General features: G+C 65.1%; 24 protein-coding genes and 1 other RNA gene. 10 read left to right on the top strand and 15 right to left on the bottom strand.

Translation table 11 applies throughout. The features are described 5' to 3' along the window. Positions 1-58 precede the first annotated feature (58 nt). The 5 genes from D5687_RS11255 to D5687_RS05775 all read left to right on the top strand — a co-directional run bounded on the left by D5687_RS11255 (position 59) and on the right by D5687_RS05775 (position 2,022). Positions 59-277 (top strand): hypothetical protein, encoded by a 219-nt coding sequence (locus tag D5687_RS11255; protein WP_158611769.1) that lies wholly within the window; start codon positions 59-61, stop codon positions 275-277. Positions 278-280: 3 nt separating this feature from the next. After that, positions 281-577, top strand: a complete 297-nt coding sequence (locus D5687_RS05790; protein ID WP_125198824.1) for a cell division protein ZapA — start codon at positions 281-283, stop codon at positions 575-577. A gap of 70 nt (positions 578-647) precedes the next feature. Further along, positions 648-832, top strand: a non-coding RNA gene (ssrS, locus tag D5687_RS05785) — 6S RNA. A gap of 103 nt (positions 833-935) precedes the next feature. Beyond that, complete coding sequence (locus D5687_RS05780) at positions 936-1,532, top strand: 5-formyltetrahydrofolate cyclo-ligase (RefSeq protein ID WP_158611768.1); 597 nt, start codon at positions 936-938, stop codon at positions 1,530-1,532. Positions 1,533-1,560: 28 nt separating this feature from the next. Continuing rightward, positions 1,561-2,022 (top strand): EVE domain-containing protein, encoded by a 462-nt coding sequence (locus tag D5687_RS05775; RefSeq protein ID WP_125198822.1) that lies wholly within the window; start codon positions 1,561-1,563, stop codon positions 2,020-2,022. A gap of 73 nt (positions 2,023-2,095) precedes the next feature. On the opposite strand, the gene ilvA is transcribed toward D5687_RS05775, so the two are convergent. Further along, positions 2,096-3,619, bottom strand: coding sequence for a threonine ammonia-lyase, biosynthetic (ilvA, locus tag D5687_RS05770; RefSeq protein ID WP_255410300.1), 1,524 nt, complete (start codon positions 3,617-3,619; stop codon positions 2,096-2,098). A 167-nt stretch (positions 3,620-3,786) separates the two neighbouring features. On the opposite strand from ilvA, the gene rpiA reads away from it, so the two are divergent. The 5 genes from rpiA to aroE all read left to right on the top strand — a co-directional run bounded on the left by rpiA (position 3,787) and on the right by aroE (position 8,495). Next, positions 3,787-4,452: a ribose-5-phosphate isomerase RpiA gene (rpiA, locus tag D5687_RS05765; RefSeq protein WP_125198821.1), complete on the top strand. Its 666-nt coding sequence runs from the start codon at positions 3,787-3,789 to the stop codon at positions 4,450-4,452. Positions 4,453-4,460: 8 nt separating this feature from the next. Then, positions 4,461-4,973, top strand: a complete 513-nt coding sequence (locus tag D5687_RS05760) for a RimK/LysX family protein (RefSeq protein ID WP_125198820.1) — start codon at positions 4,461-4,463, stop codon at positions 4,971-4,973. 98 nt (positions 4,974-5,071) lie between these two features. Next, positions 5,072-6,631, top strand: a complete 1,560-nt coding sequence (locus D5687_RS05755; protein WP_125198819.1) for an inactive transglutaminase family protein — start codon at positions 5,072-5,074, stop codon at positions 6,629-6,631. Next, positions 6,631-7,611, top strand: a complete 981-nt coding sequence (locus D5687_RS05750) for an alpha-L-glutamate ligase-like protein (RefSeq protein WP_125198818.1) — start codon at positions 6,631-6,633, stop codon at positions 7,609-7,611. The genes D5687_RS05755 and D5687_RS05750 overlap by 1 nt, the downstream gene beginning before the upstream one ends. An 11-nt stretch (positions 7,612-7,622) precedes the next feature. Beyond that, positions 7,623-8,495: a shikimate dehydrogenase gene (gene aroE, locus D5687_RS05745; protein WP_125198817.1), complete on the top strand. Its 873-nt coding sequence runs from the start codon at positions 7,623-7,625 to the stop codon at positions 8,493-8,495. A gap of 91 nt (positions 8,496-8,586) precedes the next feature. On the opposite strand, the gene D5687_RS05740 is transcribed toward aroE, so the two are convergent. The 14 genes from D5687_RS05740 to fliR form a co-directional block, all read right to left on the bottom strand. Further along, positions 8,587-9,021 (bottom strand): DUF2802 domain-containing protein, encoded by a 435-nt coding sequence (locus D5687_RS05740; RefSeq protein WP_125198816.1) that lies wholly within the window; start codon positions 9,019-9,021, stop codon positions 8,587-8,589. After that, a complete protein-coding gene (locus D5687_RS05735; RefSeq protein WP_240031430.1) occupies positions 9,018-9,524 on the bottom strand; it encodes a chemotaxis protein CheW in 507 nt (168 codons plus the stop codon). Before D5687_RS05735 ends, D5687_RS05740 begins: the two co-directional genes overlap by 4 nt. Positions 9,525-9,552: 28 nt before the next feature. Continuing rightward, complete coding sequence (locus D5687_RS05730; RefSeq protein ID WP_125198815.1) at positions 9,553-10,413, bottom strand: chemotaxis protein CheW; 861 nt, start codon at positions 10,411-10,413, stop codon at positions 9,553-9,555. Continuing rightward, positions 10,413-11,249, bottom strand: coding sequence for a ParA family protein (locus D5687_RS05725; protein ID WP_125198814.1), 837 nt, complete (start codon positions 11,247-11,249; stop codon positions 10,413-10,415). Before D5687_RS05725 ends, D5687_RS05730 begins: the two co-directional genes overlap by 1 nt. Continuing rightward, positions 11,246-12,322, bottom strand: a complete 1,077-nt coding sequence (locus D5687_RS05720; protein WP_125198813.1) for a chemotaxis response regulator protein-glutamate methylesterase — start codon at positions 12,320-12,322, stop codon at positions 11,246-11,248. Before D5687_RS05720 ends, D5687_RS05725 begins: the two co-directional genes overlap by 4 nt. 3 nt (positions 12,323-12,325) lie before the next feature. Beyond that, positions 12,326-14,464: a chemotaxis protein CheA gene (locus tag D5687_RS05715; RefSeq protein ID WP_125198812.1), complete on the bottom strand. Its 2,139-nt coding sequence runs from the start codon at positions 14,462-14,464 to the stop codon at positions 12,326-12,328. 92 nt (positions 14,465-14,556) lie between these two features. Next, positions 14,557-15,330, bottom strand: a complete 774-nt coding sequence (locus D5687_RS05710) for a protein phosphatase CheZ (protein ID WP_125198811.1) — start codon at positions 15,328-15,330, stop codon at positions 14,557-14,559. Between the two features lie 9 nt (positions 15,331-15,339). Further along, on the bottom strand, positions 15,340-15,726 hold the full coding sequence (cheY, locus tag D5687_RS05705) for a chemotaxis response regulator CheY (RefSeq protein WP_125198810.1): 387 nt from the start codon (positions 15,724-15,726) through the stop codon (positions 15,340-15,342). 114 nt (positions 15,727-15,840) lie between these two features. Continuing rightward, complete coding sequence (locus D5687_RS05700; RefSeq protein WP_125198809.1) at positions 15,841-16,563, bottom strand: RNA polymerase sigma factor FliA; 723 nt, start codon at positions 16,561-16,563, stop codon at positions 15,841-15,843. After that, positions 16,560-17,453: a MinD/ParA family protein gene (locus D5687_RS05695; protein WP_125198808.1), complete on the bottom strand. Its 894-nt coding sequence runs from the start codon at positions 17,451-17,453 to the stop codon at positions 16,560-16,562. Before D5687_RS05695 ends, D5687_RS05700 begins: the two co-directional genes overlap by 4 nt. Next, a complete protein-coding gene (gene flhF / locus D5687_RS05690) occupies positions 17,450-18,976 on the bottom strand; it encodes a flagellar biosynthesis protein FlhF (RefSeq protein ID WP_125198807.1) in 1,527 nt (508 codons plus the stop codon). The genes D5687_RS05695 and flhF overlap by 4 nt, the downstream gene beginning before the upstream one ends. A gap of 43 nt (positions 18,977-19,019) precedes the next feature. Beyond that, positions 19,020-21,050 (bottom strand): flagellar biosynthesis protein FlhA, encoded by a 2,031-nt coding sequence (gene flhA, locus D5687_RS05685; protein WP_240031434.1) that lies wholly within the window; start codon positions 21,048-21,050, stop codon positions 19,020-19,022. A 143-nt stretch (positions 21,051-21,193) separates the two neighbouring features. Beyond that, positions 21,194-22,333: a flagellar biosynthesis protein FlhB gene (gene flhB, locus D5687_RS05680; protein ID WP_125198805.1), complete on the bottom strand. Its 1,140-nt coding sequence runs from the start codon at positions 22,331-22,333 to the stop codon at positions 21,194-21,196. 4 nt (positions 22,334-22,337) lie between these two features. Then, positions 22,338-23,108, bottom strand: coding sequence for a flagellar biosynthetic protein FliR (gene fliR, locus D5687_RS05675; RefSeq protein WP_125198804.1), 771 nt, complete (start codon positions 23,106-23,108; stop codon positions 22,338-22,340). Positions 23,109-23,114 lie beyond the last annotated feature (6 nt).

The following is a 23,114-nucleotide window of genomic DNA, read 5'->3' as shown; positions in this document are numbered from 1 at the left end:
CATCCCGCCCGGCATCCCAACGGATGCGTTGGGGCGATTCACGCGGAGATTCGACACCATGGCCGAAGGGCTTGCCGACAAGATCGAACGACTGCTCGCTGCCGCCGAGCGGGCCCATGCCGAGCGCAGCGAAATGCGCACGCAAGCAGCGTCGCTCGCGGAGGAAAACCGGGAACTGCGCCAACTGATCGAGCACAGCCACGATCGGATCGAGGAACTGGCAGGCCAGTTGCGGCGTCTTGAGGACCAGGCCGCCGAGACCCAACGCGAGGATTGACCCATGAGCCAGCCGAACCACCCCGTCACCGTCCGAGTGATGGAAAAGGACTACCGCATCGTCTGCCCGCCCGACGAGCAGGGCATGCTGCTGCGCACGGCCGAGTACCTCAACGACGAGATGGCTGCGATCCGCAAAACCAGCAAGGTGCTCAGCACCGAGCGGATTGCCGTGCTCGCCGCGCTGAACATCACCCGCCAGCTGCTCGAGGGACGTGAACTCGAATTGCCGGCCGATCTCGACAACGGCGAACTGGCCGGTCGCATCGACCGCCTGCTCGAAGCCATGGAGCAGCACTGAGCCGGCGAACAGATCGCCTGGCGACACGACAGCGCTTGAAAGCACGGCCCACCAGCCCTAGCATTGAGTCAGTCTTCTGGGACGTTCGCCAGGTGGCGCTCAATCCCTTGAGCCTTAAATTGCGACACAGGGGGCGACAAAACGGTTCTGTGCGCATGTCCGCTCTGGCGGAAAGCCTGATGAGCCGCGCGGAGCCCCCGACTTGAACCTTCCGGTTCAAGGTCGTAGCGCCGCCAGCGGCGCCCTGGAAGACACCTCACACCGACAGGTCTGCACGAATGCGATTGTGCTGTTCACGCATGGCTCGACGAGCCGGGATGGCATCGAGTTCGTGCAGGCCTTTTTTGCTTGAATCATGTTGAAACCCGAGAAAGCCGCCCTGAGAAAAGCCCTGCGCTCGCGCCGAAAGGCGCTGGGCGGCTTTCCCCGATTCCAGGCCATCCGTCGACTGGAAGACCGGCTCGAGCGTCTGACCCGTGGGCTTTCCATCACATCGGTCGCCGCCTACTGCGCCTTCGACGGCGAACCTGAACTCGATGGCTGGCTAAAGCGTCATCGGGGCCAGGTCTGGCTGCCGCGGGTGTTGCCGGACCACCGACTCGCCTTCCATCACGCCGATCCGCAAACCGCCTGCTCGCGCCGGCGCCTGCCGCGCACCAACCGCTTCGGCATCATCGAATCGGCCGATCCGCGCCAACGAGGCATCAACAGCCTCGACGCGCTGCTGATCCCGCTGGTCGGCTTCGATGCCCACGGCAATCGCCTCGGGATGGGCGCGGGCTTCTACGACCGGGCCCTGGCCCAGCGCAGCTGCCGGCGGCCGCTGGCGATCGGCGTCGCCTTCGGCTGCCAGGAGGTCGACTCGTTGCCGGTCGACCCCTGGGACCAACCGCTGGACTACATCGTCACCGACACCGGCCTGATCGATGCCCGCCGACCGCCCGTTTCGGACTGACTACAAATCACGACGCACAGGAGATGCTATGGCCTACTGGCTGATGAAATCCGAGCCCGACGCCTTTTCCATCGACGATCTCAAGCGCGTCGGCACTGAACCCTGGGACGGCATCCGCAACTACCAGGTGCGCAACATGATCCGCGACGAGATGCAGCCGGGCGACCGGGCCTTCTTCTACCATTCGAACACCAAGGTCCCGGGCATCGTCGGCATCATGGAGATCGTCAGCGAAGCGCGGCCGGATCACACCGCCTTCGACCCCGACGAGAAGTACTACGACCCCAAGTCCGACCCGGACAAACCACGTTGGCTCCTGGTTGACGTCAAGTACGTCCGCCACACCAAGCGGGTCATCCCGCTGACCGAGCTCAAGGCCGACCCGGCATTGGAAGAGATGCCGCTGGTGCGCCGCGGCAACCGCCTGTCGATCATGCCGGTCACCAAGGCGCAGTGGGAACACATCCTCTCGCTAGAGGATCAGGGCTGACACGCCCCGCACCACGGAAACGAAAAAACCGCGCCCAGGCGCGGTTTTTTGTTGCCCTTGCCCTGCTTCGCGTTTACGCCAGGAACAGCGGGTAGACCGGGTTGTCGCTCTCCGCCCAGTAGGGGTAGCGCAGTTGCTCGAGGTAGGTGGTCAACTCGGAGACCTCGGCCTCAGGCACCTGGATGCCCACCAGCACCCGACCGTAGTCGGCACCGTGGTTACGGTAGTGGAACAGGCTGATGTTCCAGCGAGCACCCAGATGCGAGAGGAATTTCAAAAGCGCGCCGGGACGCTCGGGAAACTCGAAGCGGAACAGCCGCTCGTCACGTATGTCGCCGGCATGCCCGCCGACCATGTGCCGCCCATGGAGCTTGGCCATCTCGTTGTCGGTCAGGTCGATCGCGGGCAGCTGGGCGGATTTGAGCTGCTCGAACACCCGTTGCCGGTCGGCCTGCTCGGCGAGCTTGATGCCGACGAAGATATGGGCCCGTTCGGCATCGGCGTAGCGATAGTTGAACTCGGTGATCTGGCGCCGACCCAGCAGCTCGCAGAAGGCGAGAAAGGCGCCCGGGCGCTCCGGGATGGTCACCGCGTACAGGGCCTCGCGGTGCTCGCCGATCTCGGCGCGCTCGGCCACGAATCGCAGCCGGTCGAAATTCATGTTCGCCCCGGAGGCGATCGCCACCAGCGTCTCGTCGGTCAGACCACGCTCGCGGGCGTAGCGCTTGAGGCCCGCAGTCGCCAGCGCCCCGGCCGCCTCGTTGATGCTGCGGGTGTCATCGAAGATGTCCTTGATTGCCGCAGCCATCTCGTCGGTATCGACGGTGATTACCTCGTCGACCGCCTCACGCGCCACCTCGAAGGGATACTCGCCGATCTGGCGCACGGCCACGCCATCGGCAAACAGGCCGACCTGGTCGAGGATCACCCGCTCGTCGGCGGCCATCGCCGCGGCGAGACAAGCGGCATCCGCCGGCTCGACCCCGATCACGCGGATCTCGGGGCGCAGGGCCTTCACGTAGGCGGCCACCCCGGCGATCAGCCCGCCGCCACCGACCGGCACGAAGATGGCATGAATGGGATCGGGGTGGTGGCGCAGGATCTCGGCCCCCACGGTGCCCTGCCCGGCGATGATGTCCGGGTCGTCGTAGGGCGGGATGTAGGTGAGCCCCTCGGACTCGATCAGCGTCTTGGCGTGGGCGAAGGCATCGTCGAAGGCATCGCCCACCAAGACCGCTTCCGCCCCGCGCCGGCGGACGGCATCGACCTTGATCGCCGGGGTGGTCTCGGGCATCACGATCACCGCGCGCAGGCCGAGCGTCTGGGCAGCCAGCGCCACGCCCTGGGCGTGGTTGCCCGCCGAGGCGGCGATCACGCCACCACCGATGCGGTCCTCGCGCCAGAGCTTGTGGATCTTGTGATAGGCGCCACGCAGCTTGAAGGAGAAGACCGGTTGCATGTCCTCGCGCTTGAGGAGCACCCGGTTGCCGATGCGTTCGGAAAGCTGGATGGCCGGCTCGAGTGGCGACTCGATGGCCACGTCATAAACCCGGGCCTTGAGGATCTCCTCGAGATAGTCGCGCAGCAGGGGCGTCAAGTCCGCACCTCGTGATGGATGGTTGGGCGCCGTTTTTTGGGGGTTGTTGCCCGCCAAACGGTGGTAGTGATATAGGATAGGAGGTTATCAGAAACCCGGACAAACCTCGGGCCCCACGGCGTCACGCCGCTCTGGTGGGGCCCGATCCCGACTAGAGTGAGACCACAATGAGCAACACGGAACATGGCAAGAAACTGGCCGCCCAGGCCGCGATCGAATACGTCCCGGCCGGCAGCGTCGTCGGCGTGGGCACCGGCTCGACGGTCAACTACTTCATCGACGAGCTGGCCAAGATCAAGAATCGGATCGAGGGCGCGGTCTCCAGCTCCGAGGCCAGCACCCAGCGCCTGAAGGATCATGGCATCGAGGTATTCGACCTCAACAGCGTCGACTCGGTACCGGTCTATATCGACGGCGCAGACGAATCCAACGAGAACCTGCAGCTGATCAAGGGTGGCGGCGGCGCCCTGACCCGCGAGAAGATCATCGCGCAGCTGGCCGACAAGTTCGTCTGCATTGCCGACGAGACCAAGCTGGTCGACGTCCTGGGCGACTTCCCGCTGCCGGTCGAGGTGATCCCGATGGCGCGCAGCATGATCGCCCGCGAATTGGTCAAGCGCGGCGGCCAGCCGGTCTATCGCGATGGTTTTGTGACCGACAACGGCAACCAGATCCTCGATGTACACAACCTGCGCATCATGGAGCCGGCCAAACTCGAGGCGGAACTCAACGACCTTCCCGGCGTCGTAACCGTCGGTATTTTCGCCCTGCGTCCGGCCGACGTCCTGATTCTGGGCACGGCGGACGGAGACATCCGCAAGATCGACGGGTAAGGTTCTTTATGTGCACAGCCAAACGTTTGACCCGCACCGGCCAGGTCCTGACGGCCGCGTTGCTGACCCTCTCCCTCGCCGCACCACTTCAGGCAGAGGAGAAAGAAATCTTCGGTTACCTCGAGGACGTCAAGGTTATGGAACTCGGCTGGGTCATGGAGGCCAAGCTCGACACGGGCGCCACTACCTCCTCGATCGACGCACGGGAGATCGAGCCGTTCGAGAAGGACGACGAGGACTGGGTTCGCTTCAAGGTCGTTGATCGGGATACCGGCACCGAAAAGTGGCTTGAGCGACCGGTGGAGCGCACGGTCAAGATCAAGCGCCACGAAGGGAAGCCGGATACCCGGTACGTGGTCGACCTGACCATCTGCGTCGATAGCACGGAAATCGAGGAAGAGGTCACTCTCAACAACCGCGACGGGTTCAACTACCCGGTGCTGGTCGGCCGCAACCATATGGCGGGACGGATCATCGTCGATCCGGGCGAACGTTTCACCGACGACCCGGACTGCAAGTAACGCCCGTTCTACCCGGCCGGCAAGCTGCCGGCCGCTTCATTCCAGGCGCATGACCGCCCAACCCGCCGCCGAGATCCACTGGAGCCCAACACGCCATCATGAGACGAATCCACCTGCTGTCCGTTGTTTTCCTGCTGACCCTGGTGGGCCTTTCGGTGGCGTACTACAAGTACAGCGCTCTGGGCTTTCCGCTCACGCCGGACCGCGAGACGGAAACCTGGACAGTCGAGGCACAGATCGCGGTGAACCCGGGCACGGCCCCGGCCTCGGTACGGTTCGCCCTGGCGAGCGACCCGCCACACTACACCCTGCTCGATGAAGGCTTTGTCTCGCGCGGCTGGGGCCTGACCACCCAATCGAGCGACCGGCAACGCGAAGCGGTCTGGACCAAACGGTCCCCCGAAGGCAATCAAACCCTGTACTACCAGGCGACGGTCTACCGCGATCAGGAGGAAATCCAGCCCTCGTCCTACCCCGGGCCGGCAGCACCGCCAAAGCTCGAGGAGCCGCTCAAGTCGGCCGCCGAGTCGTTCGTCGAGGATATTCGTGCCGATTCGGCGGACATCCAGACCTTCGCCACCCTGCTGGTCAAGGAGGTCAACGCCAGTCGACCGAACGAGAATATCGCCGCGTTCCTCAAGCCCGACGCTAACGAGACCGAACGCACCCGACTGGCCATCCGCCTGTTGGCAATCGCCCGTATCCCGGCACGCATGTCCCATGGCGTGATGCTGACCGACGAGGGACGCAATCTCAGGCCGACCACTTGGCTCGAGGTTCACAACTCGCGGCGCTGGGTACCGATCAACCCGCAAACGGGCGCGGTGGGTTACCCACGCCAATTCCTGGTCTGGTGGCATGGCGATCAACCGGCGCTGACCACCTCGGGGCTCGAGGGCGTGGAGCTGACCTTCGCGACCACGCGCAATCTGCGCGATGCCATGGAGACCGCCCAGCTGCAATCGACGATTGCCGAATCACGACTGATGGACTTCTCCCTGCTCGACCTGCCGATCGATGCGCAGAACACCTACCGCGTGCTCTTGCTGGTGCCCCTGGGGGCGCTGATCATCGTGTTATTGCGCAACCTGATCGGCATTCGCACCTTCGGCACCTTCATGCCCGTACTGATCGCGCTGTCGTTCCGTGAAACGCAACTGGTCGCCGGCGTGGTGCTGTTCACCCTGATCGTCGCTCTTGGCCTGGCGATCCGCTTCTACCTCGAACGCCTCAAGCTGTTGCTGGTACCCCGACTGGCCGCGGTGGTAATCGTCGTGATCCTGTTGATGGCACTGATCAGTATCGTCTCGCATCGCCTGGGGCTGGACATCGGCCTGTCGGTCGGGCTGTTCCCGATGGTTATCCTGGCGATGACCATCGAGCGGGTGTCGATCGTGTGGGAGGAGCACGGTGCCGGTGACGCCCTGGCACAGGCGACCGGGTCGCTGGTCGTCGCGGCAATGGCCTACCTCGTGATGGTCAACGCCTACGTGACCCATCTGTTTTTCGTCTTCCCCGAGCTGCTGTTGGTCGTGCTGGCCTTTACGCTGCTGGTTGGCCGCTACACTGGGTACCGATTGACGGAACTGTTCCGTTTCCGCGCCTTCAAGACATTGGCCCACGCCCGCCGACCCACCCCTCCCGGAGACGACCGCTGATGGCCATCAACTGGCCGATTACCCCGCGCCGACTCAAGGAGTTGGGGGTGCTGGGCATGAACCAGCGCAACGGCGAGTTCATCGCCGAGATGAACGCGCGCCGTTACTATCCGCTGGTCGATGACAAGCTCCTGACCAAGGAACTGGCCGAGGAGGCCGGACTCCACGTCCCGGCACTCTACGGGGTGATTAGGACCACCCACGAGATCAAGCACCTGTCCAAGCTTGTGGGCGACCACGATGAGTTCGTGATCAAGCCGGCCAACGGCGCGGGCGGGGACGGCATCCTCGTGATTGACGGCAAACAGTCCGACAAGCCGCTGGTCTACCGCAAGAGCTCGGGGCGGGCGGTCAGCATCGACGCGATCGCCCTACACATCTCCAACATCCTGGCCGGCGCCTACAGCCTCGGCGGGCGTCCCGATGTGGCGATGATCGAGTACCGGGTGCAGTTCTCCCCGTTGTTCGAGAAGATCAGTTTCCAGGGCGTGCCGGACATCCGGACCATCGTTTATCGAGGCTATCCGGTCATGGCGATGGTGCGCCTGCCGACCACCCAGTCCGACGGCAAGGCCAACCTCCACCAGGGGGCCATTGGAGCCGGCGTCGACATGGCCGGCGGTCAGACACTCGACGGGGTCGCTCACAACCGGCATGTCACCCACCATCCGGACACGCGCGAGCCCATCAGCGGGGTGGACATCCCCGGTTGGCAGTCGCTGCTGGAAATGGCAGCCAAATGCAGCGACATGACCGGCCTGGGCTTTTTGGGTGTGGACGTGGTACTCGACCGGGATCTCGGCCCCCTGATCCTGGAGCTGAACGCCCGCCCGGGGCTCTCCATCCAGATTGCAAACGGTGAGGGATTGCGTCACCGTATCGAGCGAGTCGACCGGCACGTCGATCATCTCGCACGCGACGAAACGGCGGCCGAACGAGCCGCCTGGTCGCGCGAGAACCTGGCTCCCATGAATTTGTGACACCGACCTTAATGGCTCCCAACACGCCCCTTTTATACGCCGTTATCGGCAACCCCATCGAGCACTCACGCTCGCCCCTGATCCACCGGGCCTTCGCCCGGCAGTTGGGGATCGAGCTGGCCTACGAAAAGATCTGGGCACCGATCGACGGCTTCGAGGAAACCGTCACCGCCTTCGTCGAAAAAGGCGGCCGCGGCATGAACGTCACCGTGCCGTTCAAGCTGCAGGCCTTCGATCTCGCCGGACAGCATAGCGAGCGTGCCCGGCGTGCGCTGGCGGCCAACACCCTGGTGTTCCCGGCGAATCCTGACGAGCCGATCTACGCCGACAACACCGACGGGGTCGGCCTGGTAAACGACCTGGCCTTCCACGGCGTCAAGATCTCCGGCCGCCGGTTGCTGATCCTGGGTGCCGGGGGTGCGACGCGCGGCGTACTCGCCCCGTTGCTGCAGGAAGCCCCGCGCGAACTGGTGGTCGCCAACCGCAACCCCGATCGCGCCTACGGCCTGGTCGAGGAATTCAGCGATGCCGCCGGCGACTGTCTGCTCTCCGGCTGCCCGTTGGCCGGTATCGAGGAATCCCGCTTCGACCTGATCATCAACGCCACGCCGGCGAGCCTTAGTGCCCAGCTCCCGCCCCTGCCGGATGCGCTGATCGGTGCGGGCACGGCAGCCTACGACATGGCCTACGGTGCCGAGCCGACCGTCTTCATGCAATGGGCCGAAGAGCGAGGCGCGCAGGCACTGGATGGCTTGGGCATGCTGGTCGAGCAGGCGGCCGAGAGCTTCGCCCTCTGGCACGGCAAGCGCCCGGATACCGCGCCGGTGCGTGAGCAGTTGCGCCAGGAAATCCGGGAAGCCGCCGAGCGCGACGCCGAGGACTGACCGGCATCCAGCTGCAATGAAAAAGGCCCGCCAAATGGCGGGCCTTTTAGGTTTCTGCTGTTTGACGGAGCGATCCGGCAGGTGCTCCACGTCAGGGCGAGAAACGTCGATCCTCTTCGGGACGATTGACCCGCATCAGCAGGCGCGCCTCGCTTTCCGACAGGCCGAAGTCCTCGATCAGCTCATCGACACTTACCCGCCCCTGCGAGGCCAATCGCAAGGCGTGCCCGAAGCCGGGCTCATCGTCGTCCGAGGCCACCGCATCGATCCGCGCGTTGAGCTGGGTGATGCGTTCGGCCAGCGTCTCGACACGCTCGTCGATCTGATCGATATGCCGGCCGAAACCGGCCAGCGCCGATTCGAGACCGCGATTCTCGCGCTCGAGGCGCTCCATCTGGGTCTGGAACCATCGTTCGCGCGTGAGCTGGGCACGCTTGAGACCCCGATACAGGGACAACGTGACCAGCAGGACGAGCAACCCCAGAATCAGGGCGGCGGTAGCAAGCCAGAGAGGCGAGACAATCATGTCGCGGAGATGTCGGAGAGGCTCTTCATGTCGACAAGGATAATCAATTTCTCGTCCTGCGGCACGATGCCGAGAATGTGACGGGCACGATCGTCGGCGACGGCCATCATGGCCTGATCGACCACCGTCTGCGGCAGCGCGATCACCTCGGCCACGCTATCGACCACCAGACCGACGATCTCTCCCGACGCCACCTCGATGACCATGATGCGGCTGTTCTCATCCCAGCCCTTCTCTTCGAGGCCGAAGAAGGTGCGCGCATCGACCACGGTGACCACGTTACCGCGCAGATTGATGATGCCGAGGATGGCATCCGGCGCACCGGGAATCGGGGTGATTTCGGCGTCCCGCAGCACCTCCTGGACGTCGAGCACGTTCAGGGCATAGGTCTCGTCGTCGACCGTGAAATTGACCCAGCGCGACAACGGCCCCTGATCCTGCGCCTCGAGCTCCTCGTCGTACTCTTCCGGGGTCCGGGTCTTTTCCATCGCTTGATTCATCATCTGTTTACCTCTTGGATCGCCGCCACGACTACCGGGACGCCTTCAGGGCCGCACGTAGGCCAGCGACGTCGAGTACGGCCACGCCCGCTGCCGACGCCGTGCCCGCAAGCCACGGACGGCGAGCCGCACGCTGGGCCTCGTTACGCCACTCCACGGACTCGTCGTCCAGTTCGGGCGGCTGCTCGACACGCTCGCCGGCCACCCCCCACAAGCCGCCCTTGCCCAGCAAGAGCACCTCGGTCTCGGCATCGGAACGCCCCCGCATGCCCGTGAGCGCGGCCAGCGACAGGATAAGTCGCGGACGCCCGTCAACGGACAAGGCACCGGCCACCTGTGACGGGGCACCGGGCACCGGTTCGAGGACTGGGCCGGGATGTCGCGAGTCGATCGCATCAGCGGGAATCGCCATGGTCATGCCGCCGATACGCAACCAGCCCCAGCGCGCATCGTCCGCCATCTGACTCGAGTCGCTGAGCTCGGCTTGCATGGCGTCCGACTCCGGCGGTGGCTCGGCCGGAGCGACCGACTCGGGGGCAGTGAACGCCCCCTCCTCGGAAGTTATCTCGGGTGCCCCCGTCTCCGAAGCGTCCATCTCCTCGGACTCGATCGACGAGTTCGAAGCCTCGACGTCCGGGGCCGCAACGGTCGCGGCCGACTCCAATGGGGCGTCGTCACCGGTGGACGCCGCGCCTTCATCGACCGACGGCGCACCAGCGGCCGGCGACTCCGGCACATTGATCACCTTGAGGCCCGGAGACTTGCGCGGCGCACTGCTCTCCGCCGCCTCGTCGGCATCCGGGTCGCGCAGCAACCCATCGAGGTAGGCCGTGATCGCGGCATCCTGGTCGACGATCGATTGCCGGCTGTCGGTCTGTTTCTCGGCGGCCATCAGCGGGTCTCCTGCAGACGGGCACCGCTGGCGCCCAGTTCGGCCGCCGGGGCCATCGCCTGCCCGCCGACATGGGCCTCCAGCCAGTGAAGAAACTGTTTGTACGCCTCGCTGCCGCGGGCGTCGGGTTGAATCATCGGCAAGGGCTTGCCCTGACGACTCGCCTCGCGGAATTGGGTGTCGATCGGGATGACGTCGGTCCAGACATCGTCGTGGTAACGGTCGTGTAGGAGGCGCAGCGTGTCATGCGAGGCACGAGTACGACGATCGAACATGGTCGGCAGGATCACGTATTCCAGTCGCTGGCGACGCGAGCGCTGCACCATCGCCAGGGTGCGCAGCATCCGTTCGAGCCCCTTGAGCGCCAGGAACTCGGTCTGCACCGGCACGATCAGGAATTCCGCCAGCGCCAGGGCGTTGACCATGGTCACGCCCAGGATCGGCGGGCAGTCGATCAGCACGTAGTCGTAATCGTCGCGGATGCGGTCGATCGAGCGCTTGAGCACCAGCCCCATGCCATCGCGCATGCCCAGCTGGCGATCCAGGGTGGCCAGGGCCGTCGAGGCGGGCATCAGGCTGATACCGTCGAACGCGGTGGGATGCACCACGCGGGCCGGGTCGAGTGGCTGGCCTTCGGCCGCCGACTTGAACAGCGAGTAGACGCTCGCCCCCGGGGCCTCGGGCTCCATGCCGAAGTACACCGTCATCGAGCCGTGCGGGTCGAGATCGACCAGCAAAACCCGCTTGCCTTCGCGGGCGAGGTGACCGGCCAGGCTCACGCTGGTGGTGGTCTTGCCCACCCCGCCCTTCTGATTGGCAACTGCCCAGATCTTCATCGCAACGCCCCTCCGATGGCCGCACCGATCTGCCCCAGCGGCAGGATCGATTCGGCCAGGTTCGCCTTGGCCACGGCCGCCGGCATCCCGTAGATGACACTGGTGGCCTGGTCCTGTGCCCAGACATGACCGCGCGCCGCGGTGACCTGACGGGCCCCTTCGGCGCCGTCGTCACCCATGCCGGTCAGCACCACCGCCAGCAGGTCGTCTCCGGCGACGCGGGCGGCCGATGAGAACGCCAGGCTCACGCTCGGTCGGTAATGTTCATCGGCCACCGGATCACGCAGATTGAGTTTGTAGGCGCCCGGCCGCCCGGCCAGTTCACCGTGCCTGCCGCCGGGAATGACGTAGGCGGTACCCGGACGCAGCATTTCGCCATCGGATGCCTCGACCACGCGAATCGGCATGGAATCGTTCAGACGCTGGGCGAACGGGCCGGTAAAGGCGCCGGGCATGTGCTGGGCAATCACGATCGGCACGGAGAAGTCCGGCGGCAGCTTGCCGAGTACCGCCGGCACCGCCGCCGGCCCACCGGTCGAGGCACCGATCACCACCAGGCCCTGGCGAGAGAGAAAACCGCTCGGTGCGTTCCGCCCACTGCGATGACGCGGTTCGGCGGCAGCTGGGGGCACGTCCTGGCGCGCGCTGGCGGGGGGGGATGCCGATTCCCGCTGCGAGCGCAGGGCCAGCATCCGCACCCGTGAACACAGACGCCGCCCGGAGCGGGCCAGCGTGTCTTCCGGGTCGTCACCGTTCTTGGGGAAGAAGTCGACCGCGCCGGCATCGATCGCATCCAGCGTGGCCTCGGCCCCGGCCTTGGTCAGTGCCGAGAGCATCAGAATCGGGGTCGGGCAGCGTTCGGTGATGCGCCGTACCGCCGAGATGCCGTCCATGATCGGCATCTCGACGTCCATGGTGATGATGTCGGGCTTGAGTTCGCAGGCTTTGAGTACGGCCTGGCGCCCGTTGGACGCCTCGCCCACCACCTCGAGCCGCGGGTCACTGGAGAAGACTTCCCGCAGGGCGCGGCGGAAGAAAAGCGAGTCGTCGACGATCAGAAGGCGTATCGGCATCGATCAGGCCACCGAACGCAGACGTTGACGACCACGGCCCGTGTTGCGGCGCACCATGCCCGGCAGGTCGAGGATCAGGGCGATGTGCCCGTCGCCGGTGATGGTCGCGCCGGCAAAACCATCGACCACCCGCAGCAGCTCGCCCAGCGGCTTGATCACCACCTCTTCCTGACCGATGACCGAGTCGACCACCAGGGCCATCAGCTGTGCGCCGTGCTGGACCATGACCACCTGGTCGGTCTCGCAGCGCGTGCCGGGTTTCTCGCCACGCAGGGCCAGCCAGTCGGTCATGCGGAACAGCGGCACGGCGCGGTCGCGAACGGTGATGGTCGACTGACCATCGACAACGTTCACTTCCTTGTCGGCCATCTCGAAGATCTCGTTGACCACCGACAGCGGGATGGCGTACTTGCGACCGGAGACGATCACCATCAGCGTCGGCAGGATCGCCAGCGTCAGCGGCACCTTGATGTTGATCTGGGTGCCTTCGCCCTGCACCGAGTCGATGCTGATGGTGCCCGAGAGCTTGGTGATCGCGGTCTTGACCACGTCCATGCCCACGCCGCGGCCGGAGATATCCGAGATCTGATCCTTGGTGGAGAAGCCCGGGTGCAGGATCAGCTCGAAGCATTCCTGGTCGGTAAGGCGCTCGGCGGTGTCGGGGTCGACGATCCCTTTCTCGACGCCCTTGCGACGCAGCACTTCGGCGTCCATCCCGGCACCGTCGTCCTGAATGGACAGGCGAATGTGATCGCCCTCTTGGGCGGCCGACAACAACACGGTCCCGGCCCGGTCCTTGCCGTTGGACTCCCGGGCGTCCGGCATCTCGATGCCGTGGTCGACCGCATTGCGCACCAGGTGGATGAGGGGATCGGCCAACGCCTCGACCAGGTTCTTGTCGAGGTCGGTGTCCTCGCCCTCGAGTTCGAGGTTGACCTCCTTGCCCAGGGTGCGCGCGGTGTCGCGCACCACCCGCGGGAAGCGGCCGAAGACCTTCTTGACCGGCTGCATGCGGGTCTTCATCACCGCGCCCTGCAGATCGGAGGTGACCATGTCGAGTGTGGCAATCACCGAGGAGATTTCCTCGTTCTCGAAAGTCGTCTTGAGGGTGTTCATGCGGTTGCGCACCAGCACGAGCTCACCCACCAGGTTCATGATGCTGTCGAGTCGCTCGGTGTCCACGCGCACGGTGGTTTCCACCGGTGCCTTGTGCGCCTCGGCTGCCTTGGGGTTCCCCTGGGAATTTCCCTGGGAGTTTCCAGGGGGCGTGGCATCAGGCTTGGCCGGGGCCGCGGGCTTGGCAGCCGACTGGGATGGCTGTTCGGGCTTGGGCTTCGATTCAGGAGCGGCGGCCTCGGCTGGCTTTTCGTCGGCCTGAGTTGCGGCCACCGTCGGCCCCTTGCCCTTGCCGTAGAGCTCGTCGAGCACCGCCTCGAACTCCTCGTCGGTGATCTCGTCGGAATCCGCGGCACCTGCCGCCTTCTCGGCAGCGGCCGGGTTCGCTTCGGGCGCCGGGGCCTGGAACTTGCCCTTGCCGTGCAACTCGTCGAGCAGGCTCTCGAACTCGTCGTCACTGATCAGGTCATCGCCCGAATCACCGCTTGCCGCCGGCGCCTCGGACTCGGCCGCGTCGAGGTCAGCCAGCATGCGGTCGAAGGCATCATCCTCGTCGGCCACGGCCGTTGGCTCGTCGGCCGGGATATCGTCGCTGGTGAGGTCACTCGGGGCTGGAGCAACGGCCGGCGCAGTCGCATCCTGATGCGCCAGCCCTTCGATTTCCTTGAGGAAGGCCTTGGAGACGTCCTCCGGATACTGACCGCCGCGCAGGGAATCGAACATGTCGTTGAGCACGTCGATTACCTGCAGCATCACATCCATGATCCGGCTGTTCATGGTGATTTCGTGGTTGCGCAGCAGGTTGAAGATGTCCTCGGCGCGGTGACAGACCTCCACCAGCGGATGCACCTCGAGGAAGCCGGCCCCACCCTTGATGGTGTGGAAGGCGCGGAACACCGAATTGAGCCGGTCCGCGTCATCGGGCGACTGCTCCAGCTCGATCAGCTGCTGATCCAGCCCGTTGAGCAGCTCACCGGCCTCAATCAGGAAGTCCTGCAACAGCTCGTTGTCGGGTTCGAATGCCATGCTTGCCTCTCACTGCGCTCTGTGACCCCCGGCGGGGTGTGCCACGTTCCCGCCCGGCCACGTGGGCCCGGCATTTCCCTCGATCGACCGGGTCAGAAACCCAGGCTGGCGAGTAGATCGTCGACGTCGTCCTGATTCTTGACCACGTTATCGCCGGCGCTGGGCAACTGCGGCCCGACGCCATCCTCGGCACGCTCGGCCGGGGCGACGGACTTGCTGTCCTCTCCCTTGGCATTGCGGACCGGGGCGGTAATCTGCAACAGCCCGACGAGCTTTTCCTCGAGCTGCTCGAGCAGATCGATCACCCGCATCAGGAGCTGACCGGACAGATCCTGGAATTCCTGGGCCATCATGATCTCGGTGAACTGCCCCTTGAGTCGCTCGCCACAGCGGGTGGTCGAGTCCAGGTAGCGGGTCATCGACTCGACCACGCCCCCCAGACGAGCGTTATCGGCTTCGCTGGCGGCGACTTTAGCCAGCTCGTCCTTGAGCCGTTGCGAGCGCTCGACGATCTGCTCCGCCGTGGGGGTGGCCTCTTCGGTGACCGTCAAGGTGCGGGTCGCAGCCTGCTCGGTCAGGGTGATCACGTAGCGCAGGCGATCACGCGCGTCCGGCATCTCGTCCTCGGCCAGCGCCCCGAGTCGCTCGTCCTCGGCAAAGCTCCTGAGGGTGTCATGTACCTCACGGGTCATCCGACCGACCTCGTCGAAGATATTGCCCGAATAGGCCGCCGTGAGTTCACCGATCAGCTGCGCTTCGCTCGACGAATCTTCGTTCTCGATCGCCTCGACCAATGCGCGGGCGTCGGCCAATCGCTTTTCGCGACCGACCACCGGCTGGAAGTCCTGCTCCTGTACTTGAGTCATCCCGGGGCCCTACGATTCGACGCGTTCGAAGATCTTGTCGATCTTCTCCTTGAGGGTGGCGCCGTTGAACGGCTTGACGATGTAGCCGTTCACGCCCTCCTGGGCGGCGAGCACGATCTGTTCCCGCTTGGCCTCGGCGGTCACCATGAGCACCGGCAGGCTGGCGAGGTTCGGGTCGGCACGAACCGCTCGCAGCAGGTCGATGCCGGTCATGCCCGGCATGTTCCAGTCGGTCACGAGGAAATCGAAATTGCCCTGCCGGAGCAGTGGCAGTGCCGTCTGGCCATCATCGGCCTCCTCGAGGTTGGTGAAGCCAAGCTCCTTGAGGAGGTTCTTGATGATCCGGCGCATCGTGGAGAAATCGTCCACCACGAGGATCTTCATGTTTCGGTCCATTTTCGCCCCTGGGATCGTTTGTCAGTACCAGGCAGGTTGCCTTGTTCGAACGTGGGTAGGAGGGTCTATCGGCGCCGAGCGGAAAAGATTGAGCCCTTTTCTGCACCCGGCGCCCTATTTCCAGGCGTTCATCGCGGTCTTGAGCCGCATGATCGCCTTGTTGTGAATCTGACAGACGCGCGACTCGCTGACGCCGAGCACCGCGCCGATCTCTTTTTGGTTGAGTTCCTCGACATAGTACAGGGACATCACCAGCCTTTCCCGTTCCGGCAGCTCGTCGATGCAGTCGGCAAGATCGCGCTGGAAGTGGTTCTCGGCCAGCGCCTCGTCGGGTTGCTGGCTATTCGGGTCGGCAATGTCGAAGGTCTCGTTTTCCGCCTCGCCGCCGTGATCCAGCGAACCGACGTGTACCGAGGAGGAATCACTGATGGCGGCGTGGTACTCGTTGAGGGTGATGCCCATGCGCTCGCAGACCTCGGCATCTCGCGCCTCGCGACCGGTGTCGGCCTCGATGGCGGCCACCGTCTGCGCGATTTCCCGCTGGCGACGATAGACCGAGCGCGGCGCCCAGTCGTTGCGGCGCACCTCGTCGAGCATTGCGCCGCGAATGCGCAAGCCGGCGTAGGTCTCGAACGAGGCCCCCTTGTCGCCATCGAACAGGCGGGCAGCGTCGAGCAGCCCGACCATGCCCGCCTGTATCAGATCCTCGGCCTGCACATGGGAGGGCAGACGCCCGAGCAGGTGAAAAGCCACTCGCTTGACCAGGTCAGCGTGCTTGGCCACCAGGGCTTCGGTCGATCCGGCCTGAACGTTCTGATACATGGCGCGTGCATTCATAACAGGTTCTCGGGGTCCAGCTCGGCGTTGTTCACCAGTCGCTCGACGAAAAACTGCAACTGCCCCTGCGGCCCGCGCGGCACCGGCCACTGATTGACCTTGTCGGCCATCGCCGTGAACGCCCGCGTCGACTTCGCCCCGCCGTAGAGCTGCACGACGGTCTTCTGACGCTGCACGGCCCGACGCAGGTAATCGTCGAACGGCACCGACCCCATGTGGGTGAGCGTCACGTCGAGGAAGCGCTTGGCGGCCACCGAGAGTTTCTCGAACAGGCGCCGGCCCTCGGCAGCATCGCGCACCATGTTTGCGACCACGTGGAAACGGGTGACGTCGTGTTCACGCGATAGCACCTTGATGACGGCGTAGGCATCGGTGATTGAGGCCGGCTCGTCGCAGACCACCACCACGACCTCGCTGGCAGCCTCGGCGAAGCGCACCACCGAGTCGGCGATGCCCGCGGCCGAATCGACGACCAGGGTGTCGACCGGCCAGCGCATGCCGGAGAAGGCCGAGATCAGTCCGGCATTCTCGGCGGCCGTCAGACCGGCCATGCTGGCCACCCCGCTAGCGGCCGGCAGGATGCCGATACCCTCGGGGCCTTCGAGCATGATCTCGTCGAGAGTCGCCTCGCCGGAAAGCACGTGGGACAGATTGCCCCGGGACTGTAGACCAAGCAGGACATCGACGTTGCCGAGCCCCAGGTCGGCATCCATCAACACCACCCGCTCGCCGCTGCGGGCGAGTGCCACGGAAAGGTTGACCGAGACGTTGGTCTTGCCCACGCCGCCCTTGCCGCTGGTCACGGCGATCACCCGCACCGGGCGATTGGCATTGGCGTAGCGCGCCCCGTCGGCCTGGTCGTGGCCGCTAATGGTGGGCTGGAGTGTCATCCGGCTTGATTGAGCATCCACAGCGGATCATCCCGGTCGGTGTGTTCGAGTTGTGACTGCCCCATTTCCAGGGCCTGCTTGATCAGGTCGGCCGCCTTCGGGAACCAGAGATCCTCCGGGACGCGCTGGCCGACCCCCGCGCAAACCAGCGGCAGGCGACGCGGCTCACCGTCGACACCGGCCAGCGGGCGAACCAGGGCGGCCAGGCCGCCGCCGAGCAGGACGGTCTCGTCGAGCTTGGTCAGCACGGTGCCGTGCAACGGCAGGCCGGCAAAGCGTTTCTTGACGTCCTCGAGGGCCGGGTACTGGGCATTGGCCGACAGCACCAGCAGCAGCTTGACCGCCTCGCCCGCCCCCATCAGGGCCTCGAGTTTCTGCATCATGCGGAAATCGCGCTGCGACATCCCGGAGGTGTCGATCAGCACCAGGTGCCGGTCGGACACGGCCTCGAGCAACTGCGCCAGATGCGTCTCATCACGGGCAATATGCAATGGCACGTTAAGGATACGGGCGTAGTTGCGCAACTGCTCCTGGGCGCCGATGCGAAAGCGATCCGTGCTGATCAGTGCCACCGAGTCGCGCCCACGGTGCAGCACCGCGCGGGCGGCCAGCTTGGCAAGCGTGGTGGTCTTGCCCACGCCGGTCGGGCCGACGAAGGCATAGGTACCACCGGCCTCGACCGGGTCCTCGGCACGGTTCTCGAGCTGCTCGCCAAGCATCTTGAGCGCCTCGACGAATGCCCGCTCCGGCTGGGCCTGGGCCGCGGCCCGACCCAGCTCGCGCGCCAGACCCGTCGGCAGGCCGATATCCTGCAACCGCTGGACGGTCGAGACCTCGGCGGGGTGCGCCTGGCTGAAACGGTGCCATTCCATGACCGACAATTGCCGTTCGAACAGGTCACGCAGCTGCGCCACTTCTTCGGTTAGCGTCGACAGGCGCCCCTCGGCCGCGCCCTGATCCTCGACCAGCCAGTCCCAGTGCGATGGGGTTCGGTTGGACGAACGAGCGGCCGGCTCGTCGGCCGCCTGATTCGCGGTGGACTCGGCGGAGGGGCCTGTCTGCTGCTCGCTCCAGGCGGCAAGCGCCTCGGAAAAGGCGGCACGGTCGTCTTCGCTCTCGTCGGCGGCAGACGACGCGAGCGTCTCGCTTGATTCGGTCGACCCGGCCGATTCGGCCTTGCGGCTACGCTCGGCGAGCATCTCGGCGGTTGTCTTGGGCGCGACATTGCTGGCCTCCGCCGGCTCGGCCTCGGCCGCGGTCGGCTGTACCGGACGCGACGCTTGTTCCGGCGTGGCGCGCTCGGCCCTCGCCGCCGGCCGTTCCGAGGCGCCAGCGATCCGGCTGGCCGACTGCTGGGCGGCTGCCAGCTGGATCGCCTTCTCGTCGAAGTCCATCGCGGCAATCACCTCCACCCCGCCGGAGACCGGCTTGTTGGAGAGGATGACGGCCTCGTCACCGAACACGCGCCGCACCTGGCGCATGGCCTCGCGCATGTCACTGGCGATGATTCGCTTGATTTTCATGTATCCACCAGACCCTTAGCGGTTGGGTTATCCGGTCGAGTCGTCAGCCTTCGTTCTGGTTGCCGACGCTCGCCACCACGCGTATTTCCTTGTTGTCCGGTATCTCGTGATAGCTCAGCACGCTGAGCGTCGGGATCGAGTGCCGGACCATGCGCGAGAGCCAGCTGCGAATCTGCGGAGCCACCAGGAGAATGGCCGGCTTGCCACTCTGCTCCTGACGCTCGGCCGCGTCCTTGAGTGACTTGTGCAGTCGCTCGGCCAGGCCGGGCTCGATTCCGGGGGCCTGATTCCCGCGCTGGGTACTGTTAAGCAAGAGCTGTTCCAACTGTGGATCCAGCGTGATGACCGGCACGGTCGGCGCCAAGCCGTTGATGTGCTGGACGATCATCCGGCCCAGCGCCATGCGCACGCTCTCCGTCAATTCCCCGACGTCCTGGGTACGCTGACCCTGGATCGTCAAGGTTTCGGCAATCGTGCGGATATCGCGAATCGGGATCCGCTCGGAGAGCAGTTGCCCGAGCACCTCGACGATGGTGGTCATCGGCAGGGTCTTGGGCACCAGGTCCTCGACCAGTTTCGGCGAGTTTTGCTTGAGCGTGTCGAGCAGTTGCTGCGCCTGCTCGTAGCCGAACAGGTCGGCGGCATTGTCGCCGAGGATCTGCGACAGGTGGGTGGCGACCACCGTGGCCGGGTCGACCACGGTATAACCAAGCGCTTGGGCCTCTTCCTTCTGGCCGCGATCGATCCAGTAGGCCTTCAGGCCGAAGGCCGGGTCGGTGGTCTGGATGCCCTTGATGTCGCCGGAGACCTGCCCCGGATTGATGGCCATGTCGCGGTCGGGGAAGATCTCGGCGTTGCCGATCGGCACACCGTTGAGGCTGATGCGGTACTCGTTGGGCTTGAGATCGAGGTTGTCACGGATGTGAACCGTCGAGATCAGGAAACCCAGGTCCTGCGAGAGCTTCTTGCGAACACCCTTGATGCGCGGCATCAACTGCCCCCCCTGGTTGCGGTCGACCAGCGGGATCAGGCCGTAGCCAACCTCCAGACCAATCAGGTCCACCGGCGGGACATCGTCCCAGGTCAATTCCTTGACCTCGGGCTTGGTCTCCGCCGGGGCGGCCTCGGCCGCTGCCTTCTCGGCCGCCTCGGTCGCCTGGCGGCGCGATACCAACCAGGCGCCACCACCGGCAATCGCGGCGAGGAAAAGGAAGGCGGCGTTGGGCATCCCCGGCACCAGGCCGAGGCCCGCCATAAGGCCCGCGGCCACGCCCAGCACCCGCGGATCGGAGAACATCTGCCGCTGGACCTGCTTGCCCATGTCCTCCTTCGAGGCGGTGACACGCGTGACGATGATCGCGGTCGCCGTCGAGATCAAAAGCGAGGGAATGGTGGCAACCAGCCCGTCACCGATGGTCAGCAGGACGTAGGTCTCGGCGGCATTGCCGAACGGCATGCCATGTTGCGCGACACCGATCAGCAAGCCGCCGATCACGTTGATGAACACGATCAGGATGCCGGCAATGGCATCGCCGCGCACGAATTTCGAGGCACCGTCCATCGAGCCGTAGAAGTCGGCCTCGGAGGCGATCTCCTCGCGCCGGGCGCGGGCCTGTTCCTGGTTGAGGATGCCGGCGTTGAGATCGGCGTCGATCGCCATCTGCTTGCCGGGCAGCGAGTCGAGCGTAAAGCGGGCGGACACCTCGGAGACCCGCCCGGCGCCCTTCGTGATGACCACGAAGTTGATCACCATCAGGATGATGAACACCACCAGGCCGACGGCGTAGTTACCGCCGATGACGAAGTTGCCGAAGGCCTCGATCACGTTGCCGGCCGCGCCGGGGCCCTCGTGACCATTGAGCAGCACCACGCGGGTGGAGGCGACATTGAGCGCCAGTCGCAGCAGGGTCGCGATCAGGATGACGGTGGGAAAGATTGCGAAATCCAGCGGCTTGCCCACGTAGAGCACCACCATCAGGATGATCAGCGACAAGGTGATGTTGAAGGTGAACAGCGCGTCCAGACCCAGCGGCGGCAACGGCACGATCACCATCGCCAGCAGCATGATGATCATCACCGGCGGCCCGATCCCCTGCCCCCGATACTGGCGCAGGGTGTTACCCAGGCGGGCAAAGCTGAAATTGTTCGGGCTGGGTTTCATCTGAACGCGTTCTTCTTGGCTGCGGTTACGTTGAGGTTCATCGATCGAGCGACTGGTCAGTCGGTTGCCGGCACGTCGAAGCCGTCAGGCACTTGCGGCTCCGGGCGCCCCGGCGTCTGCCCGGCACCGCGAGCGGCCTCCTTGAGCTGGTAGACGTAGGCCAGCACCTGGGCCACCGCGGTGTAGAGCGCGGCGGGGATCACCTCGTCGATCTCGACATGCGTATACAAGGCCCGTGCCAATGGCGGGGCCTCGAAGATCTCGACCCCGTGGGACGCGGCGATCTTGCGCAGGTTGAGCGCCATCTCGTCGACCCCCTTGGCCACCACGATCGGCGCACCGACGCCCTCGGCGTCGTACTTGAGGGCGACGGCATAGTGGGTCGGGTTGGTGACCACCACGTCGGCCTCGGGCACCGCTTCCATCATCCGGCGCTGCGACATCTGCATCTGGGTCTGGCGGATGCGCTGCTTGATCTCCGGCCGGCCCTCGGTGTCCTTGTGTTCGTCCTTCACTTCCTGAAGGGTCATGCGCTGCTGCTTGTTGTGTTGCCAGATCTGGAACGGCACATCGACAAGCGCCACCAGCAGCAACCCGAACGAGACGGCGAGAAAGCCCCAGCCGATAAGCCAGCCGGCATGGGCCAAGGCGGCATCGAACGGCTGCAGGCCGAGGCTCATGAATTGCGCGTCGAAGGCAAAGAAGACCGCCACGCCGATGGCGGCGATCAACACGAACTTGGCGAAGGTCTTGCCCAGTTCCATCAGCGCCTTCACACCGAAGATGCGCTTGAGGCCCGCGATGGGATCCATCTTGGACAGCTTCGGCGCCATCGCCTGGGTGGAGAAATTCCAGCCGCCGACGGCAATCGAGGCGACCACGGCCAGCACGACGGTGGCAAAGAAGATCGGGACGAAGGCGAGAAAGCCGCTGGCGAAGGCATTGGCCAGCCGCGAGAACATCGCCGCCTGGTCGAAGACATCCGCGCGCTCGATGATGAACGAGTCGCGCACGACCTCGGCCAGCCCCAGCATCATCTGGCCACCGAACACCAGGAACACCGCAGCCGACCCGACGGTCAGCAAAAAGGAGTTGAGTTCCCGCGAACGGGCGACTTGCCCTTTCTCGCGGGCGTCGCGCAGTCGTTTCTCGGTGGGTTCTTCGGTTTTCTCCTGACCGTTCTCGTTCTCCGCCACCAACTCACCTCAGGATTTCCGTGATCAGCACGAACGACTGATGCACGAACTGTTCCACGTTCGGGAACCAGAGGGGGGCGGCAAGGAACAGCAGGAAAAAGCCGATCATCAGAGTGGCCGGGAAACCCACCGAGAAGATGTTCATTTGCGGCGCGGCGCGCGTGATCACGCCCATGGCGAGGTTGACCATCAGGAGCGTGGTCACCACCGGCAGCGCGACCAGCACCGCGTTGATGTACATCTGCTGACCGAACCAGGCGATCGCGCGGAAGTCCTCGGCAGTGAGTCCCACCGGCGAGACCGGCAGGATGGTGAACGAGTCCGCCAGCATCTTGACGATCATCGCCGGCACGTTGAGCGCCACCATCAGCAGGGTGACCACGATGGTCAGAAACTGCGAGATCAACGGCACGCTCACGCCGTTCTGCGGATCGACGGTCTGGGCAAAGCCCAGGCCCATGCTCATGGCGATCGACTCGCCGGCGACCACGAACGCCGAGATCACCAGGTTGAGGATGAAGCCCATCGCCACGCCGATCAGCACCTGCTGAACGATCATGGTGATCCCGGCGATCGAGAGCGGGTCGACCGCCGGGATCTCGGGCACCATGGGCGTGATCACCAGGGAAACCGCCAGCGCGATCAAGAGCCGAATGCGCACCGGCAGGGACTGCGAGCCGAAGATCGGCGCGACCATGAGCATCGCCCCGACCCGCACCAGCACCCACAGGTAGGTGGCGGTCCAGCCGAGTATCTGCTCGATCGCCAGTTCCAAGGCGGG

Origin of the sequence: Guyparkeria sp. SCN-R1, from assembly GCF_003932495.1 — a bacterium.
Lineage (GTDB): Bacteria > Pseudomonadota > Gammaproteobacteria > Halothiobacillales > Halothiobacillaceae > Guyparkeria.
The sequence above is the reverse complement of the archived record's forward strand: the minus strand, read 5'-3'. Positions and strand labels throughout refer to the sequence as shown.